Below are 16,511 nucleotides of genomic sequence, written 5' to 3'. Positions count from 1 at the left end.
ATATCTATCGGTTCGACAGAACTAGACAGGGGGAGAAAAAAGGATTTTTTCGCACACAATCGAATAAATTTCGTAACAAAAAAGTTTGGGGAACGCAACACAGGGAGGGAACGAGAAATGGGCAAGAAAGTACTGATCGTCGATGATCAATACGGCATTCGGGTATTGCTTAACGAAGTTCTCGAAAAAGAAGGGCATGAAGTCTTTCAGGCTCCCAACGGGACTGCCGCCTTGGAAATCGTAAAACAGCATAAACTGGATCTCGTGTTGCTCGATATGAAAATTCCGGGCATGGACGGGCTGGAAATCCTCCGACATATCCGTGGGATCGAACCGTATCTGAAAGTGATCATGATGACAGCGTACGGCGAACTGGATTTGATTAAAAAAGCGATGGAGCTTGGCGCGTTGGCCCATTTTACCAAACCGTTCGATATTGACGAACTGAGAAGAATTGTAAACGGCAAACCGGTTGTACAAGAGGTGTGAGCCGGTCCAGTCGCGTGCCGGATGAAGCGGGAGAGAGACCGGAGACTTGGTATTCCTGGCAAATAGTGATAAAATAAATCAGGTGTTACCGGATCCTATTCTCAGGAGCAGGAGGGCGTTCAGAATGGCATTCGCATCATTTAAAGAGGTATTGACCGACGCTTTGAAAAACGGGTATGCCGTCGGACAATACAACGTAAACAATCTTGAGTTTTTGCAAGCGATCATCGAAACGGCGGAAGAAGAGCGTTCCCCGGTCATTTTGGGCGTTTCGGAAGGCGCAATGAAATATATGAACATCGAATACACGGCCGCGATGTGTAAGGCGGCGGCCGAGAAAGCGACCGTTCCCGTGATTTTGCACCTCGACCACGGTTCTTCTTACGAAGTGGTGCTGAAGTGCATCCGCGCCGGTTTTTCCTCGATCATGATCGACGCTTCCCACTATCCGCTTGAGGAAAATATCGCGAAAACGAAGCAAGTCGTTGACGCGTGCCATACGCTCGGCATCGACGTCGAAGGAGAACTGGGGCGCATCGGCGGAACGGAAGACGATCTTTCCGTCGACGACAAAGACGCAACCTTGGCCCGCCCGGAAGAGGCGGTGCGTTTGGTACGGGAAACGGGGATCGACGCGCTGGCCCCTGCGATTGGATCGGCACACGGTTTGTACAAGGGAGATCCGGAACTCGATTTTGACCGCTTGGCCAAGATCCGTGACCTGACCGGCATTCCCCTCGTGTTGCACGGGGGATCGGGCATTCCCGATGACGACATCCGTAAAGCGATTTCCCTCGGTGTGTCGAAGATCAACGTCAATACGGAAAATCAGGTTGCCTTTACGAAAAAAGTCCGCGAGATCCTCGGACAAAAACCAGACTTGTACGATCCGCGGAAATATCTCGGACCGGCGCGGGAAGCGATTAAAGAAGTCGTGCGGGAGAAAATCCGCCTGTTCGGCTCCAACAACCGTGCTTAATCGAGGAACTTCAGCAAGGAAAATGAAGATCATCGGCATAAAGGAGCTATCCGAAGCATGAAGTTTTTTATCGACACGGCAAACGTGGAAGAAATACGTCTTGCAAACGAAATGGGCATTCTGGCGGGAGTGACGACAAATCCGAGCCTGGTCGCGAAGGAAGGCCGCGATTTCGTGCAGGTGCTGAAGGAAATCATTGAAATTGTGGACGGTCCGATTTCCGCCGAGGTGATTTCCCTCGACGCCAAAGGAATGGTCGAGGAAGGCCTGAAATTTGCCGAGCTCCACAAAAATATCACGATCAAGGTCCCGATGACGGCGGAAGGACTGAAAGCGGTCAAAACGTTTACCGCAAAAGGAATCAGGACGAACGTGACCTTGATTTTCTCGGCGAACCAGGCTTTGTTGGCCGCACGGGCGGGGGCGACCTTTGTCTCCCCGTTTGTGGGGCGGTTGGATGACATTTCGCAGAACGGAATGCAGTTGATTCGCAATATCGCGGATATCTTCAATATCCATGGGATTGGAACCGAAATTATAGCCGCTTCCATACGCCATCCGATGCACGTGACCGAAGCGGCGCTGGCCGGCGCGCATATTGCGACCTGTCCCTATGCGGTACTGGAGCGCATGATCAAACATCCGCTGACCGACCAAGGCATTGAACGGTTTCTTGCCGACTGGGGCAAAATGAAGGCGTAGGCGGCAACCCAAAAGCACCCTCCCCCGGCGGGTGCTTCGGTATTTCTTTGGCATTTCTGTAAGAAGTGAAGCCGTTAACGTGTCGTCTTGTAATGAAAATGCCGCGAGAAATTGGCGGCAGAAGGTCGGTGATTCTAATGTTTCGCATCGTATCCCTGGTGCCTTTGGCGGCCTGCCTGGTCGCTCTTGTGTTCGTCTGGAGGTTGACGGTACAATATCGAAAGCGTAACAAGAGCAGTTTTCTGTTGTGGGCGTTGGCGATGGGCTTGTACGCGCTGGCGGCATTTGGCGAATTTTACGGACTGGCGTTTGGGATGACCTCTTTGCTGTACAAAGCGTACTATTTCGGGGCGGTGTCGCTGGTTGCCGTGATGGCAGCCGGACAAATTTATTTTGTTTCGGAAAAATGGGGGCCTGTTTTTCTGGGAACGGCGGCTGTCGGCCTGATTGCGTTTCTGGTGCATCTGGTGTTGGTTTCCGTGGACGCGGCAGCGCTGCCCGGAGCGGGGGCGGTGGTTGGGGGAGAGGCAATGCCGCCTGTCATCCGCAAGGTGTATCCCCCGATTTTGTCGGGAATCGGCGGGACCGTGCTGATTGTCGGCGCATTCCGGTCATGGCGGCAGACGCGCAGACGGTCGGCTCTGATGATCGTGGCTGGGGCACTGGTGTTGATGGTCGCGGGCCGGCTTGCCAAGATGGGGTATCCGCAGTGGCTGCCGCTAAGCGAACTGATCGGAATCGCCATTATGTACTACGGAGTGGTCAAGACGCAACAAAATGCCGCGCAAACCTCGACGACTGCGGTATAATGGGGACATGCAAACGGGAAGGGAGAATGGACTCGCATATGATGGATGCCAATCAAATTATTGAATTCATTCGGACAAGCGAAAAGAAAACCCCTGTGAAGGTTTACCTGAAAGGAGACCTTGCGGGCATCGATTTCGGTCCGACCGCCAAGGCGTTTATCGCGGGGAACGCCGGAGTGGTTTTTGGCGAATGGAAAGACATCCAGCCGGTATTGGAAGCCAACAAGGGGCGAATCGAAGATTGTGTGGTGGAAAATGACCGCCGCAATTCCGCGATTCCGCTGCTGGACACGAAAAACATCCATGCCCGGATCGAACCCGGCGCGATTATTCGCGATCAGGTCAGCATCGGCGACAACGCGGTGATCATGATGGGCGCGATCATTAACATCGGCGCGGTGATCGGCGAAGGTACGATGATCGATATGGGCGTGGTCGTCGGCGGTCGCGGCACGATCGGGAAAAACTGCCATATCGGCGCCGGAGCGGTGATTGCCGGCGTGATTGAACCCCCTTCGGCAAAACCGGTCGTCATTGAGGATGACGTGGTGGTGGGCGCGAATGCGGTGATTTTGGAAGGAGTCCGCGTTGGCAAGGGCTCGGTTGTCGCAGCCGGGGCCGTTGTGGTCGACGATGTTCCGGAAAACGTCGTCGTGGCCGGCGTGCCTGCCCGCGTGATTAAGCAAATCGACGAAAAAACGAAATCAAAAACGGAAATCAAGCAAGAACTGCGTCAGCTTTAAGAAATTGCAATTTCCAAACCGTAATTCCAGCGAAAAGGAGGCGCGGGATGACGACGGCACAGCCTTTTGTTGAAATCCGCAGGCGGTTGCACCAGATTCCGGAACCGGGGTTTGCGGAATTCAAAACCCAACGCTTGCTTCTGGAATATATCGCCGGTCTGCCGCAAGACCGGATCGAGGTCAAAACATGGCGGACCGGGATGCTGGTGAAAGTCAGGGGCAACCGTCCCTCCAGGCGAATCGGGTACAGGGCCGACATGGACGGGCTGCCGATTGAGGAAGAAACCTCGTACGAATTTCGCTCCGTTCACCCCGGATTCATGCACGCGTGCGGCCATGACATGCACATGGCGATCGGGCTTGGGGTATTGACCCATTTTGTGCATCATGCGATCGACGAGGACCTGATTGTGATTTTTCAACCGGCGGAAGAGGGGCCGGGCGGGGCGCGGCCGATGCTTGAAAGCGACGAGTTTGCAAAGTGGCGGCCGGATTGCATATTGGCGCTTCATATCGCGCCCGAATACCCGGTGGGGACGATTGCGACCCGGCCGGGGATTCTGTTTGCCAATACGTCCGAGCTGTTTATCGAACTGGCCGGAATGGGCGGCCACGCGGCGTTCCCCCACCGGGCAAACGATATGGTGGTGGCGGCGGCTCATCTGGTGACGCAGTTGCAGAGTATCGTGTCCCGCAATGTTGACCCGCTTGACGCTGCCGTGATCACAATCGGCAAAATCGAAGGCGGAACGAGGCAGAACATCATTGCCGGGAAAGCGCGGCTGGAAGGAACGATCCGCACTTTGTCGGTCGAGTCGATGCAAAAGGTGAAAGCGCGGATCGAAGCGGTGGTACGCGGGATTGAGACGGGCTTTGACTGCAAAGCGGAAATCGATTACGGCGCCAATTACCGGCAGGTGTACAACGAGGAGCGGCTTACCCGCGAATTCATGGACTGGGTGCGGAAAACGGGTGCGGCGGATCTGGTGGAATGCCGGGCGGCGATGACCGGCGAAGATTTTGGGTATTTTCTGGAGGAAATACCGGGCTTTATGTTCTGGCTGGGAGTGAACGCCCCATACGGGCTGCACCATGCCAAGATCGAGCCGGACGAGCGGGCGATCGGCGTCGCAATCGAAGTGGTAACCGATTATATCAGGTGGAAGTCAAGTCAACGCGATTAGAAATATTATTATACTAAATCACTGGATCCAAATAAATGTGTAGGCCAACTACTTTGTAAATAGGTTGGCCTATTATTTTTTACACAACTTTCGTACCCTGAAAATCTGTTATGCAACGACTGCTTGGCCGGGCTGATTAAATTCGGAAGACCAGCATCAACAGGGCGGCCGCTATCGCCAGCGAACCGCTGACGGCAAATGCGGCCAGCGGCCCGAACGCCTGCCACAGATAGCCCGTGATCACGCTTGCAGGCAGAGCCGCCAAACCGGTCAACGCGTTAAACGTTCCCATGGCGGTTCCGCGTTGGCTTTCCGGCACCATATCCGCGATGTAAGCCTTTTGCACTCCTTCGGTTGCCGCGTAGTACAACCCATAAGCGATGAACAATCCCCAAATCCATGCGGCGCTGTCGGCAACTCCGAATCCGAAATAGATCACGGCAAAAATCAGGTACCCAGCGATAATGACGGGACGCCGTCCGATACGGTCCGACAGCATGCCGGCAGGCATGGCCAGCAGGCTGTAAGTCAGGTTGAAGGCAAAATAGACGAGCGGAATCAGGGCGGGCGCGACTCCCGCATCCTGGGCGCGTAAAATCAGGAACGCGTCGGAAGAGTTGCCGATCATAAAAAGCGTCGCCACCAGGCTGAACCGCAGAAAACGCCGGTCCAGATTTTTAAAGCCGATTTTCGGCAAAGCTGCCCGCTCATCGGCGGATGCGCGTGTCCGTTTTTCTTTCAAGAAGAAGAGGAGAACCACAACAGCCAGAATCCCCGGAATCGCTGAAACCCAGAAAATCGTGCGGTAGTCACCCTCAAATCGGGTCAAGATCCAAAACGCGAGGAAAGGGCCTATCGCGGCTCCCGCAGTGTCCATCGCCCGGTGGAAACCGAAGGATTTGCCTCTTTCTTCCTTCGGTGTCGTATCAGCGATCAACGCGTCGCGGGGAGCAACCCGAATCCCTTTTCCGAACCGGTCGGCAAACCGGATGCCCAGGACTTGCCCCCAGGAGGTGCTGACGGCGTAAAACGGTTTGATCAGATTGGAAAGCCCGTACCCGAATACGACAAGAGGCTTGCGTCTGCCCGTGCGGTCGGACAGCCAGCCGGAGAATACTTTCAGAATGCTGGCGGTACTCTCGGCGATGCCTTCAATGATTCCGACGGTGCCGACCTGTATATGAAGCACGTTGGTAAGAAACAACGGAAGCACCGGAATGATCATTTCGCTGGAGAGATCGGTGAAGAGACTTACCAATCCCAGAACAAAAATGGCCGGGTGCAATCCGAAAATCCGTCTGCCGCTGGTTTGTCGTTCCAACTGGACCTCCCCTTTTTTACTCAGCTTCAGCCTAGCGATTCAGCGCCACTTCAACCGGGATTGCAATGACAGCGCCTTCTTGCACCCGTTCCTGCAGTTTGGGAACGATCGTTCGTATGACTTCCGACTTTCCGATCGATTCGATCACGACAGGGACCTGCGAAGAAAGCGAAAACAGACTTTGCTTGTGAATCACATGGTCGCTGCCGAACCCTTCAATCCCGCGGGTGATGGTTGACCACACAAGGCCGTGCCGGCGCAGAAGTTCAAGCAGTTCTTCATACAGCGGGCGCCCCAGCCACCGCGATTTTTCTTTGACGTAAATTTTCAGCATGAGAAATTCGGTTGCCTCCACGGGCAAAACCTCCTCCAAAATTTCAAAAACCCTCGTTGCGGAAATGATCCCGTGCGGGATTTTGGTTTTCAGTTCGGGAAGGACGGCCCGAATCTTTTGTGCCGTTTCGATCGTCTCGATCTGGATCGGAAGGTTGTTGAATGGAACGTCTTCCAAAACCGGGGCATGGAATCGGCCTTGTTCGTCAGTTCCTTCGTCCGCGCGGATGACGGTGACTCCCGCAAACCCTTTCCGCCAAAGAAACTTTACGATCTCCGCATAAAGCGGTTTACCGCCGTCTCCGGCTCTTTCGAATTCCCCCGTTACAATCTTTAGCAGCCGCTTTTCCGACATGGGATCACCCCTTGAGCAGGGTTCCGGCTGCATAGCCGAGAAACCCCAGGAGAATGCCGAGTGTATAGCTGACGCCCAAATACGGAACAAGAACGGTCCATTGTTTTTGCACCGCCAACTGGACGCTTTCCGATTTAAAAGTGGAAAATGTGGTAAATGCCCCCATGAACCCGGTTCCCAACAACAAAGTGGCGGAAGTGGACAGCCCGCTGCCAATGATCAGTCCCAATAAAAACGACCCGATCAGGTTGACGGACAGGGTGCCGTAGGGAAAAACGGATTGAACCCGTTTCCCAACCCATTGACTCATACCGTAGCGGGCAATGGCGCCGAAAAATCCGCCCATGGCAACCAGAAAACTGTCAAGAATCACTCTGTCTCCACACTCCCGACCCTTTTTTCGATTTGAATCCGGGCGAATTGGAATCCGCTCCACGCCATCAAAAACCCTCCCCAAAAACTGAGCAGAACGTATGTCAGGGCAAGTCCCCACGATCCGCGCTGCAGCAACTGCACCGTCTCGATACTGAAGGTGGAAAACGTGGTAAACGAACCGATCAGGCCCGTTCCGACACCGAGCCGAACCCATGCGGGAAACGAAGTGGAACTTGAAACCCTGACGGTAAACCAGCCGAGAACCAGACAACCGGTAAAATTGGTCAACAGCGTGGCCAGCGGAAACGCGGACGTCCACCAGGATTGAACGGCCAAGCCCAGCCAATAGCGGAGCAAAGCGCCGGCAATCCCGGCCAAACCTATGACGATAGGATACACCATATCTTTCGCCACCTTTTGGATCTGGGATATCGCAAAAACACAAACTCCTACCAGAAAAATAACCGGTAGGAGTCATTAGCCCAAGCGGGCGGTTATGGCGAACTCCATCGCCGTATATCCTTTTTAACATTATATCCCAACGGATTTGTTCAGTCAATTTAACGTTTTTACAAATCTTTCAATCCGGTTCAAGCCTTCTTCCAATATCTCCATCGAATAAGCGTAGGAGATCCGGATGTATCCCTCCCCGAGGGAGGAGAACGCATCCCCGGGAACCACCGCCACCCGCTGTTCCTCCAACAACTTTGCCGCAAATTCAAACGACTTCAGGTTGAAGCGTTTGATCGAGGGGAAGATGTAGAACGCCCCGTCCGGTTTTTCCGCGTCGAATCCCATTGCCGTAAGCCTGTCGTACACATAATCCCTGCGGGTTTCGTATTCCCGCTTCATTTCTTCCGCGTCGTCAATTCCGTTCGTCAGCGCTTCGATGGCCGCATACTGGCTGATGGTGCTGGCGCAGGTGGTGTTGTACTGGTGCACTTTTACCATTTGGCTCGTGATATACGCGGGTGCAAACGTAAAGCCGATCCGCCAGCCGGTCATCGAATGGGACTTGGAAAGGCCGTTGATCACGATCGTTTTGTTCCGCATCGGCGGAAACGCGGCAATGGAACGGTGTCTGCCGTTATAAACCAGTTCGCTGTAGATTTCGTCCGAAATGACAAAGATCTCCTTGTCCCGAAGCAGGCTGGCAATGCCGGCCAGATCCGCTTCGCCGAGGACACACCCGGTCGGATTGGACGGGTAGGGAAGAATGACGCAGCGCGTTTTGTCGGTAATCTGATCCTTCAGCAATTCGGCGGTCAGCTTGAAACCGTTGGCGGTCGTGTCGACGTATACGGGAATGGCGCCGCACATTTTAATAATCGGTTCGTATCCCGGATACACCGGCCCCGGCAAAATGGCTTCGCAGCCGTCCTCCAGGATGGTTCGCAGCGCAATATCAATCGCTTCGCTGGCTCCGATCGTCACCAGGATCTCGTCTTCCGGGCGGTAAGACAGCCGGTATTTGGTTTCCAAAAAATCGGCCGCCGCCCGCCGGAGTTCCGGCAGCCCCGGATTGGGGGTATAAGCGGTTTTGTTGGCGTCAATTGCCGCTTTTGCCGCAGCTTTGATATGTTCCGGCGTCGGAAAATCCGGTTGTCCGATTGTAAGGGAAACCGCGTCTTTGTAAGCGGCCACCAGATTCGAAAATTTCCGGATGCCGGAAATCTGGATGTCTTTCACCTTTTTGTTGATCAGATGTTCCACGGTTGATGCCCGCCTTTAAAAAATGATTTCAAATGCATTATCCCCCGAATCTCTCCTTCACCTGCTGCACGAGCTGGCCGTTTGGCATGTCCAGCCACATTTGCAGCCGGGGCAGCTCGTTCGGTTCCACGGTCCGCAGCGCTTCTTCCAGACGTTCCCGTGTTGCGGTGCTTTGCCGGTTCTTCAGATAAAACTGCTGAAGGAAATCGAAAAACCGGTCATCCCCCAGCGCAACCCGCAAATCGTGGTACATCAGCAGCGGGCGCAAGTACATCAAATAGTAATAATCCGCTTCCCTGGTAAAGTTGGCATAGGGTTGATCGGTACCTTGGCCATCGACGTTTACCGGGGTTCCGAAACTGTGCGGGGCATAGCTCTTGCCGTCGCGGAAAAGCGTCCAGTCCCGAGCGATCGTTTGCTTGTACACATCCGCTCCGTATTTGGCTTCTGCGTAAAGCAATGCGGCATAATCGGCCAACCCTTCGTCCAGCCAAGGGAGCAAAGCTTTGTGCGTGCCAACCGACGAGAACCACCAGGCGTGTGCAATCTCGTGGGCAATCCAATGTTCCCCCGAGCTCCAACTCCAAATCTCCTCCGAAAAAAGGGCCAAGTTCGGGTATTCATGGGCGAATACCGTCCCGGCCGGCATTTCAAGCACCGAAAGAGACGGATAGGCGAGATTTCCAAACCGTTTCGTATAAGTTTTCACAGCTGTTTGCACAATCGACTGCAGTCGTTCCAAAAGGCTGGGATTGCGCACGGCAACCGTCACATCGACTCCTTCCGGCGTTTTCCACGAACTGTCATGCCAACCCGTACCGCCGATCAAGGCAAAACTGCGTACCCGTTTCGCTTCCCACTCGGTGATCCCGATACCGTTTTCTTTCTTGGAAGAGAGCGGAACACCGCTTGTATACCAGCGAAAATCGGCCGGGTGCCGCAGCCGCACTTTGTAGGAAGCCAAGTCCATCAGGTACGGATCGCCGAAGGGACGGGGTTGCGGCCGGGGAATCCAAGCCCCGTTTTGCCGTACCGCCAGGATGGGATACCAGTATGTCAGTGACCACACGCCGTCTTTTTGCCCCAGCCTTGTTCCTGCCGCCGGAATAGGCGTGGAGAAACGGATTTGCACGCTGGCCGTTGCGTCCTTGTTTTTGAGAGGGACGGTGAGATGCGAGGAATTGGCGGCAAAGGCCGCAGGCTGCCCGTTGACCCGCACCTCTTCGATTTGGATCGGTTTGTATGTGGACGGATAGAGATAGAACAGCAACCGGTTGTCAGGAACGTTCGGAATCGATACGTTTGCTGTTCCGTGAATCAGGGAATTCGCCGTATCCAGTTCCGCGTCCAACTCGTATTGGACAGTTTGCTCCGCCAAGTCCGTTTCCGGAAAGACGCCAACGGCTGTACCGCGCCACGACTCCCATTTGCCGGCCGCCCACGCAAGCCACCCTTCCTCCGGTTTCAGGATCAGGCTTAACGACACGGCTGAGGCAAAGAGAGACAGGAGCAACGGATACAGAATCAGCCCTTTTTTGCTGCGGATAAAAGCCATCAAAGTCCCTCCCCGCCTGCTGCGTTTTAAGAAATTCCACATATGAAGCGGAAATTCCTGCAGAACTTTGGCGAAAACGCGAATCTGGTAGCACACTCGGATAAATATGATATACTGTTCATAAACAGGACGATTCGGACCCCACCCAAGCGTTTGCCGGGAAATTTTTCGGGTCCCCGCGAAAGCCAGCGGTACCGGCACTTTCGCGGGAGCCATCCCGGCTTCTTGTTGGCGGGTGTTTTACGGGAGGCGGGATCTTGGAACGTGAACTTGCTTTGGAACTCGTGCGTGTGACGGAAGCGGCCGCTCTCGCTTCAGCCAGATGGATGGGAACCGGGCAGAAAAACGAGGCGGACAATGCGGCGACAACCGCGATGCGGGCCGTTTTTGAGTCGGTGAACATGGATGGCGTGGTCGTCATCGGGGAAGGCGAGATGGACGAAGCGCCGATGCTTTACATTGGCGAAAAATTGGGCCAAGGCAACGGCGACAGCCTGAAGGTCGATGTGGCGGTGGATCCGCTTGAGGGGACCAACATCGTGGCGAAGGGCCTTTGGAATGCCATCACGGTGGTTGCGGTGTCGCCGCGGGGAACGATGCTGCACGCGCCCGACATGTATATGGAGAAAATCGCAGTAGGCCCGAAAGCGGCGGGACGGGTTCATCTCGACGCCCCCGTCAAAGAGAACCTGAAGGAAGTGGCGAAAGCCGCGAACAAAAATATATCGGACGTGGTGGCGATTCTCTTGGACCGGGAGCGTCACCAGCCGATTATCGAAGAGATCCGGTCGGCCGGCGCGCGAATCAAGCTGATATCCGATGGCGACGTGGCGGCGGCGATCAACACCGCATTTGAAGACACCGGTGTCGACATCATGTTTGGCACGGGAGGCGCGCCGGAAGGCGTGCTGGCGGCAGCCGCCCTTAAATGCCTGGGCGGCGAACTACAGGGAAGACTCAAGCCGTCCAACCCGGAAGAAAGGGAACGGTGCAAAAAAATGGGGCTTGCCAACCCCGAACAAATTTTGTTGATGGATGATCTGATCAGCGGGGAAGACGCGATTTTTGCGGCAACCGGCGTGACGGACGGGGAACTTTTGCGCGGCGTCCGGTTTTTGGGACATGACCGGGCGATGACCCATTCCCTGGTGATGCGGGCCAAAACAGGTACCGTCCGGTTTGTGGAAGCGCGGCATCAACTGAAGAAAAAGCCGCATCTCGTGCTCGTCTGATCTTTTCCAATCATTTTCCCCGGCAAGAATGTTCACCGGAACTGATGAATAATATGGGAACGTCCCGGCAAACATGGTATAATAATGGTATAATAGAAGACGTGGTGCCGGGGCGGTTCCATGCTTTCCGCAAAAGTTTCGTACGGGATTCCGACCCGCTCTGCTTGGTTCAGCGCCGTGCTTCGTTCTGGTGTGCATATTTTTACGGAATTGAAGGTGATCGTTGTTTGTTGATAGAAGAATTGGAAGCGAAAAAATTGACTGAATTGTATAAGCTCGCAAAAGAATATGAGATTCCATCTTACGGAAATCTGAAGAAAAAAGAACTGATTTTCGCGATTTTACGAAAGCAAGCCGAAAAAGAAGGCCTCATGTTTATGGAAGGAATCCTGGAGATCATGAACGAGGGATACGGATTTCTGAGGCCGATCGGGTATCTGCCCAGCAATGAGGACATTTATGTGGCTGCCTCCCAGATTCGCAGGTTTGATTTGCGGACGGGGGACAAGGTTTCCGGAAAGGTTCGGCCACCCAAGGAAAACGAACGATATTTCGGACTCCTGCAAGTGGAAGCGGTCAATGGAACGACTCCGCAGGCGGCAGCGGAACGCGTGCATTTCCCCGCGCTCACTCCTCTTTTTCCTCAGAAGAAATTAGTGATGGAAACGACTCCCGAGAAACTCTCGACTCGTATCATCGATTTACTGGCTCCTGTCGGACTTGGCCAACGGGGATTGATTGTTGCTCCCCCGAAAGCCGGCAAGACGCTTCTTCTGAAAGAGATTGCCAATTCCATTTCGACCAACTATCCGGATATCGACTTGTTCGTGCTGCTGATCGACGAACGTCCGGAAGAAGTGACGGACATGCAGCGTTCGGTAAAAGGGGAAGTGGTGGCTTCGACCTTTGACGAGGTGCCGGAACACCACATTAAAGTGGCGGAATTGGTACTTGAGCGAGCGATGCGGTTGGTGGAGCACGGTCGTAACGTTGTGATTCTGCTTGATTCGATCACCAGGCTGGCACGGGCGTATAACCTTGTGATTCCCCCGTCCGGCAGAACGCTGTCCGGCGGGATCGATCCGGCTGCCTTCCATCGTCCGAAACGGTTTTTCGGCGCTGCCCGGAATATTGAAGAAGGCGGGTCCTTGACCATTTTGGCGACTGCCCTGGTGGAGACGGGGTCACGCATGGACGACGTGATTTACGAAGAGTTTAAAGGGACCGGCAACATGGAATTGATGTTGGACCGCCGCTTGGCGGAAAAGCGGATTTTTCCGGCGCTTGATATCCGCCGTTCCGGCACCCGGCGGGAAGAGCTGTTGTTGACCCCGGAAGAACTGGACAAAGTGTGGGCGCTTCGCAAATCGATGAACGAGAACCCGGACTTCACCGAAATCTTCCTCCGCAAACTGCGGGGGACAAAAAACAACCGGGAGTTTCTGGCGACGCTGGAAGGGCTTAAAGAAGCAAAAGAATTGTCCCGGGCAAAGTAAACGGCATGCCTCCGTCCCTTTTCGCAGGAACGGAGGTTTCATTTTAAGCGGTTTGCAGAAAGGGGGGCACTCCATGCATCTTGTATATGCTGACGAAAACGGCCGGATTTTTGATGACCCGGATTTGTTCCCGGTGGGGAGGACGGGTGAACTGGTTACCGAGATTCTGGAAGAAGAGTTGATTCCGCTGCCGGAAGGGGCGACGCTTGTTTCTCTGCCGGGCACGCGGGCGCTTGGGATCGACAAGAATACGGGCCGAACGGTGGCGGTTCCGGGCGGGGCAACCGCTGTGGGGGCGTTACTGCCGCAAGGTTTCACGCGGCTTTTGTTGCCCGGTTACGCAAAAAGGGAGGGTGCCGATCCGTTGCCTTTGTTCGGTTACACGGCGGTGGTGTGGAAGGACGGACAATTCCATGCGGCTGCCGACGCGACCGACGGGCTGCGCGAGCGGTGGAACCCGCTTCATTTCGAAAACGTCGAACAAGCGGTGCAGAGCGTTCTCGCCCGCTATCCGGAGAACCGGATTTACAAGCATCTGAGCAAATGTTCCCTGGAATACGGGTGCCTCACCTCGCAAAACACGTTTTTGATGCGGTGGGAAGGGGCGCTGCCCGTATCTTCCGCTTGCAACGCGGGGTGTGTGGGCTGCATTTCCGAACAGCCGGAAGATTCTCCATTCCCGTCCCCGCAGGTTCGCATGGATTTTAAGCCGTCTGTGGAAGAAATGGTGGAAGTGATGATCAACCATCTGCAAGCGTCGGAAGATGCAATCATTTCGTTCGGACAAGGTTGCGAGGGAGAGCCCTTGACGCGCGGTTTGGACATTGCGGAAGCCATCCGCCGCACGCGTGCGTTGACCGATAAAGGGTTCATCAACATCAACACGAATGCCGGCCTGACTCCGATGATCCGGGAGATCGTCGATGCGGGCCTGGATTTGCTGCGGATTTCAACGATTTCCGCCATCCCTGCGCATTACGACGCGTATTACCGTCCCCGCGGATACGGCGTTCAGGATGTGGCCGCTTCCGCAAGATACGCGGCTGACAAAGGCGTTTACACGTCGGTTAATTACCTGGTTTTTCCCGGTGTGACGGACCGCGAGGAAGAAATGGAAGCGATGATCGATTTCGTCAACACAAACGGAATCCGATTGATCCAGATGCGCAACCTCAACATCGATCCGGAATACTACCTGTCCCGCATTCCAAAGCCGCGCGGCGAGATCTACGGCATGAAACGGATGATGGAGATTTTTCGCGCGGAATGCCCGAACACGGTCATCGGTTCGTTTACCCATGTCCCGCCCAAACGATTCCGGCGACCTCGGTGAACGGACAGGAAAAGGTCCTGCTGGTTGACGTGAATCCCCGCGGCAAAAGACAAATTTGCGTGACACGCATTTCAGGAAAATCGTATCACAGGAAAATCGTATCATTGCAACTGACAGATTCCTATGATATAATTGCTTTCGTCTGTCATGCACGGACGATTGTTGGCCATGGCAACAACTATGGCACAGAAAATTTGGGTCTCCGTCAGATTGCCGGGAAAAGCTTCGGAGGTGTCCGGCTGCTTTGACGGAGGTGCGGTGAGGTGAAACGAAATGAAGCAAGGGATTCATCCCGACTACAAAATCACGACCGTAACCTGCGCTTGCGGCAACAAATTTGAAACCGGTTCCGTCAAGGAAAACCTGCGTGTAGAAATTTGCTCCGCTTGCCACCCGTTTTTCACCGGGAAGCAGAAGTTTGTCGACTCTGGCGGTCGTGTTGACAAGTTCAAGAAAAAATACAACATGTAAGATTGAACCGTCATCCGGTTGGATGGCGGTTTGTTTTTTGAATCAGTGGCAAAATCTCCTTCTGAAAACCACCTCTTTACGGATTGCAAAAGCCGGTGTATACTAGTAAACGAAAATGATAATTATTATCGTTTATAAGACGATCCCATAGACCTCCAGGGAAGAAAAGAGTCTATGGATGATTCATTACGAAAGGGGGGATTCTGTGAGGAATCGCTGGAAACCGGTTTTGATTTTGCTGCTTGTGTTGATTTGGCCGGGAAATGCTTTTGCGGCCGGTTCCTGGCAGAAAGTCGTTTCCGATATCGATGCTTTGTTGGGCCAGGCGGTGCAAGCCTATCAAATGGGGGACCGCCAAAAAGCGAAAGAGCTGGTGAATGAAGCGTATTTCGGTCCCTTTGAGAGCGAAAGAATGGAGCAGGCGATCCGGATCAACATTTCTTCCAAAAGGGCTGGCGAACTGGAGTTTCAGTTTAATTCCATCAAAAAGCTGATCGGTGCCGGAGAAGATCCGGAGCAAATAAAGCAGGAAATCAGTCTGCTTTTGAAGATGCTTCGGGCTGACGCAAAAACATTGCAGACAGACCGGGAAGGGGAAGCCGGACAATGGCTCTACTCCTATCTGATCATCGTCCGGGAGGGCATTGAAGCGATCTTGGTTATCGCTGCGATTGCAGCCTACCTTCTGAAGTCGGGAAACGGCGAAAAGGTGAAAGGAGTTTACATAAGTTCTTTTGTGGCCGTTTTGGCCAGTTTGCTGACGGCCTACTTGTTTAAAACTTTGCTTGACGTAAGTGGAACCGCCCAGGAAGTGTTGGAAGGGGGAATCCTTCTTCTGGCGACCCTGGTCTTGTTCTCGATGAGCTGCTGGATGATCGGCAAGGCGGATGCAAAGCGCTGGAAAAATTACATTGAGGGCAAGCTCCAGGATTCTCTTGGCAGCGGAAAGAGATTCACCCTCTGGTTTGCGGCGTTTTTGGCGGTCTACCGGGAAGGTGCGGAGACCGTACTGTTCTACCAGGCTTTGTTTGCGGAAGCTCCGCAGGAAACCGGATGGATCTGGGGAGGTATCGCGGCGGGAACGCTTTCGCTGATCGTGGTGTTTTATCTTATTCGGTTTACCAGTGCGAGGCTTCCTTTGAAACCTTTCTTTCTTGCGTCGGGCATTTTGCTCTATGTGTTGGCTTTTGCCTTTGCCGGCGAGGGAGTCAAGGAGTTGCAGGCGGGCGGATTTTTGAGCGCTTCGGAAATATCCGGCTTTCCCGTAACAGGTTTTCTCGGAATTTATCCGACATGGGAAGGGATTGGGCTGCAGGCTGTGTTGATCCTGCTGGCTGTGGCGGCCATCCTCGGACGATTTTTCAAAAAGAGGCATGCTCCGTCCGGCTCAAAGTTGAACACGGTTGAAAAAAGTTGATACC

The 16,511-nt window shown here is 54.0% G+C and carries 17 protein-coding genes and 1 riboswitch; of the genes, 11 read left to right on the top strand and 6 right to left on the bottom strand.

Annotated elements, in window-relative coordinates; genetic code table 11:
- Positions 1 to 117: 117 nt before the first annotated feature.
- The 6 genes from AC4ED1_RS09075 to AC4ED1_RS09050 all read left to right on the top strand — a co-directional run bounded on the left by AC4ED1_RS09075 (position 118) and on the right by AC4ED1_RS09050 (position 4,906).
- A complete protein-coding gene (locus AC4ED1_RS09075; RefSeq protein WP_490937811.1) occupies positions 118 to 489 on the top strand; it encodes a response regulator in 372 nt (123 codons plus the stop codon).
- Positions 490 to 613: 124 nt separating this feature from the next.
- Positions 614 to 1,468 carry a class II fructose-1,6-bisphosphate aldolase gene (gene fba, locus AC4ED1_RS09070; RefSeq protein ID WP_490937809.1) on the top strand — a complete coding sequence of 285 codons (855 nt, stop codon included), beginning with the start codon at positions 614 to 616 and terminating at the stop codon, positions 1,466 to 1,468.
- Between the two features lie 57 nt (positions 1,469 to 1,525).
- Positions 1,526 to 2,170, top strand: coding sequence for a fructose-6-phosphate aldolase (fsa, locus tag AC4ED1_RS09065; RefSeq protein ID WP_490937807.1), 645 nt, complete (start codon positions 1,526 to 1,528; stop codon positions 2,168 to 2,170).
- 137 nt (positions 2,171 to 2,307) lie between these two features.
- Positions 2,308 to 2,979: a hypothetical protein gene (locus AC4ED1_RS09060; RefSeq protein ID WP_490937805.1), complete on the top strand. Its 672-nt coding sequence runs from the start codon at positions 2,308 to 2,310 to the stop codon at positions 2,977 to 2,979.
- 26 nt (positions 2,980 to 3,005) lie between these two features.
- Positions 3,006 to 3,722, top strand: a complete 717-nt coding sequence (dapD, locus tag AC4ED1_RS09055; protein WP_490937803.1) for a 2,3,4,5-tetrahydropyridine-2,6-dicarboxylate N-acetyltransferase — start codon at positions 3,006 to 3,008, stop codon at positions 3,720 to 3,722.
- 47 nt (positions 3,723 to 3,769) lie between these two features.
- Positions 3,770 to 4,906, top strand: coding sequence for an N-acetyldiaminopimelate deacetylase (locus tag AC4ED1_RS09050; protein WP_490937801.1), 1,137 nt, complete (start codon positions 3,770 to 3,772; stop codon positions 4,904 to 4,906).
- Between the two features lie 136 nt (positions 4,907 to 5,042).
- Here the strand turns inward: AC4ED1_RS09050 and AC4ED1_RS09045 are convergent, their stop codons facing one another.
- The 6 genes from AC4ED1_RS09045 to AC4ED1_RS09020 all read right to left on the bottom strand — a co-directional run bounded on the left by AC4ED1_RS09045 (position 5,043) and on the right by AC4ED1_RS09020 (position 10,558).
- The gene (locus AC4ED1_RS09045) at positions 5,043 to 6,227 is read right to left on the bottom strand and encodes an MFS transporter (RefSeq protein ID WP_490937799.1); all 1,185 of its coding nucleotides are present in this window, start codon (positions 6,225 to 6,227) and stop codon (positions 5,043 to 5,045) included.
- Positions 6,228 to 6,258: 31 nt separating this feature from the next.
- Positions 6,259 to 6,915 carry a DUF190 domain-containing protein gene (locus AC4ED1_RS09040; protein WP_490937797.1) on the bottom strand — a complete coding sequence of 219 codons (657 nt, stop codon included), beginning with the start codon at positions 6,913 to 6,915 and terminating at the stop codon, positions 6,259 to 6,261.
- 4 nt (positions 6,916 to 6,919) lie between these two features.
- Complete coding sequence (crcB, locus tag AC4ED1_RS09035; RefSeq protein ID WP_490937795.1) at positions 6,920 to 7,288, bottom strand: fluoride efflux transporter CrcB; 369 nt, start codon at positions 7,286 to 7,288, stop codon at positions 6,920 to 6,922.
- Complete coding sequence (crcB, locus tag AC4ED1_RS09030; protein WP_490937793.1) at positions 7,285 to 7,692, bottom strand: fluoride efflux transporter CrcB; 408 nt, start codon at positions 7,690 to 7,692, stop codon at positions 7,285 to 7,287. The genes crcB (AC4ED1_RS09035) and crcB (AC4ED1_RS09030) overlap by 4 nt, the downstream gene beginning before the upstream one ends.
- Positions 7,693 to 7,751: 59 nt before the next feature.
- A riboswitch (Fluoride riboswitch) is annotated at positions 7,752 to 7,813 on the bottom strand.
- Between the two features lie 32 nt (positions 7,814 to 7,845).
- Entirely contained in the window at positions 7,846 to 9,003 is a 1,158-nt protein-coding gene (locus AC4ED1_RS09025; RefSeq protein ID WP_490937791.1) for an aminotransferase A, read from the bottom strand.
- A gap of 37 nt (positions 9,004 to 9,040) precedes the next feature.
- Positions 9,041 to 10,558 (bottom strand): M1 family aminopeptidase, encoded by a 1,518-nt coding sequence (locus tag AC4ED1_RS09020; protein WP_490937789.1) that lies wholly within the window; start codon positions 10,556 to 10,558, stop codon positions 9,041 to 9,043.
- A gap of 257 nt (positions 10,559 to 10,815) precedes the next feature.
- On the opposite strand from AC4ED1_RS09020, the gene glpX reads away from it, so the two are divergent.
- From glpX to AC4ED1_RS08995, 5 genes are all read left to right on the top strand, one after another.
- Complete coding sequence (gene glpX, locus AC4ED1_RS09015; protein ID WP_490937787.1) at positions 10,816 to 11,790, top strand: class II fructose-bisphosphatase; 975 nt, start codon at positions 10,816 to 10,818, stop codon at positions 11,788 to 11,790.
- Between the two features lie 227 nt (positions 11,791 to 12,017).
- Positions 12,018 to 13,286, top strand: coding sequence for a transcription termination factor Rho (gene rho, locus AC4ED1_RS09010; protein WP_490937785.1), 1,269 nt, complete (start codon positions 12,018 to 12,020; stop codon positions 13,284 to 13,286).
- 73 nt (positions 13,287 to 13,359) lie between these two features.
- Entirely contained in the window at positions 13,360 to 14,619 is a 1,260-nt protein-coding gene (locus tag AC4ED1_RS09005) for a radical SAM family protein (RefSeq protein WP_490937783.1), read from the top strand.
- A gap of 273 nt (positions 14,620 to 14,892) precedes the next feature.
- Positions 14,893 to 15,090, top strand: a complete 198-nt coding sequence (gene rpmE, locus AC4ED1_RS09000; protein WP_490937781.1) for a 50S ribosomal protein L31 — start codon at positions 14,893 to 14,895, stop codon at positions 15,088 to 15,090.
- Between the two features lie 205 nt (positions 15,091 to 15,295).
- Complete coding sequence (locus AC4ED1_RS08995) at positions 15,296 to 16,507, top strand: FTR1 family protein (RefSeq protein WP_490937779.1); 1,212 nt, start codon at positions 15,296 to 15,298, stop codon at positions 16,505 to 16,507.
- Positions 16,508 to 16,511 lie beyond the last annotated feature (4 nt).

The sequence above is a fragment of the Effusibacillus sp. SKA8 genome (assembly GCF_058273125.1).
The sequence above is the reverse complement of the archived record's forward strand: the minus strand, read 5'-3'. Positions and strand labels throughout refer to the sequence as shown.

What these genes read in the sequence shown, in the direction of transcription:
- fsa (WP_490937807.1), top strand. Translation starts at nt 1,526, where the DNA reads ATGAAGTTTTTTATCGACACGGCAAACGTGGAAGAAATACGTCTTGCA.
- AC4ED1_RS09040 (WP_490937797.1), bottom strand. Translation starts at nt 6,915, where the DNA reads ATGTCGGAAAAGCGGCTGCTAAAGATTGTAACGGGGGAATTCGAAAGA.
- rpmE (WP_490937781.1), top strand. Translation starts at nt 14,893, where the DNA reads ATGAAGCAAGGGATTCATCCCGACTACAAAATCACGACCGTAACCTGC.
- AC4ED1_RS09075 (WP_490937811.1), top strand. Translation starts at nt 118, where the DNA reads ATGGGCAAGAAAGTACTGATCGTCGATGATCAATACGGCATTCGGGTA.
- AC4ED1_RS09050 (WP_490937801.1), top strand. Translation starts at nt 3,770, where the DNA reads ATGACGACGGCACAGCCTTTTGTTGAAATCCGCAGGCGGTTGCACCAG.
- crcB (WP_490937793.1), bottom strand. Translation starts at nt 7,692, where the DNA reads ATGGTGTATCCTATCGTCATAGGTTTGGCCGGGATTGCCGGCGCTTTG.
- AC4ED1_RS09005 (WP_490937783.1), top strand. Translation starts at nt 13,360, where the DNA reads ATGCATCTTGTATATGCTGACGAAAACGGCCGGATTTTTGATGACCCG.
- AC4ED1_RS09020 (WP_490937789.1), bottom strand. Translation starts at nt 10,558, where the DNA reads ATGGCTTTTATCCGCAGCAAAAAAGGGCTGATTCTGTATCCGTTGCTC.
- AC4ED1_RS09060 (WP_490937805.1), top strand. Translation starts at nt 2,308, where the DNA reads ATGTTTCGCATCGTATCCCTGGTGCCTTTGGCGGCCTGCCTGGTCGCT.
- fba (WP_490937809.1), top strand. Translation starts at nt 614, where the DNA reads ATGGCATTCGCATCATTTAAAGAGGTATTGACCGACGCTTTGAAAAAC.
- dapD (WP_490937803.1), top strand. Translation starts at nt 3,006, where the DNA reads ATGGACTCGCATATGATGGATGCCAATCAAATTATTGAATTCATTCGG.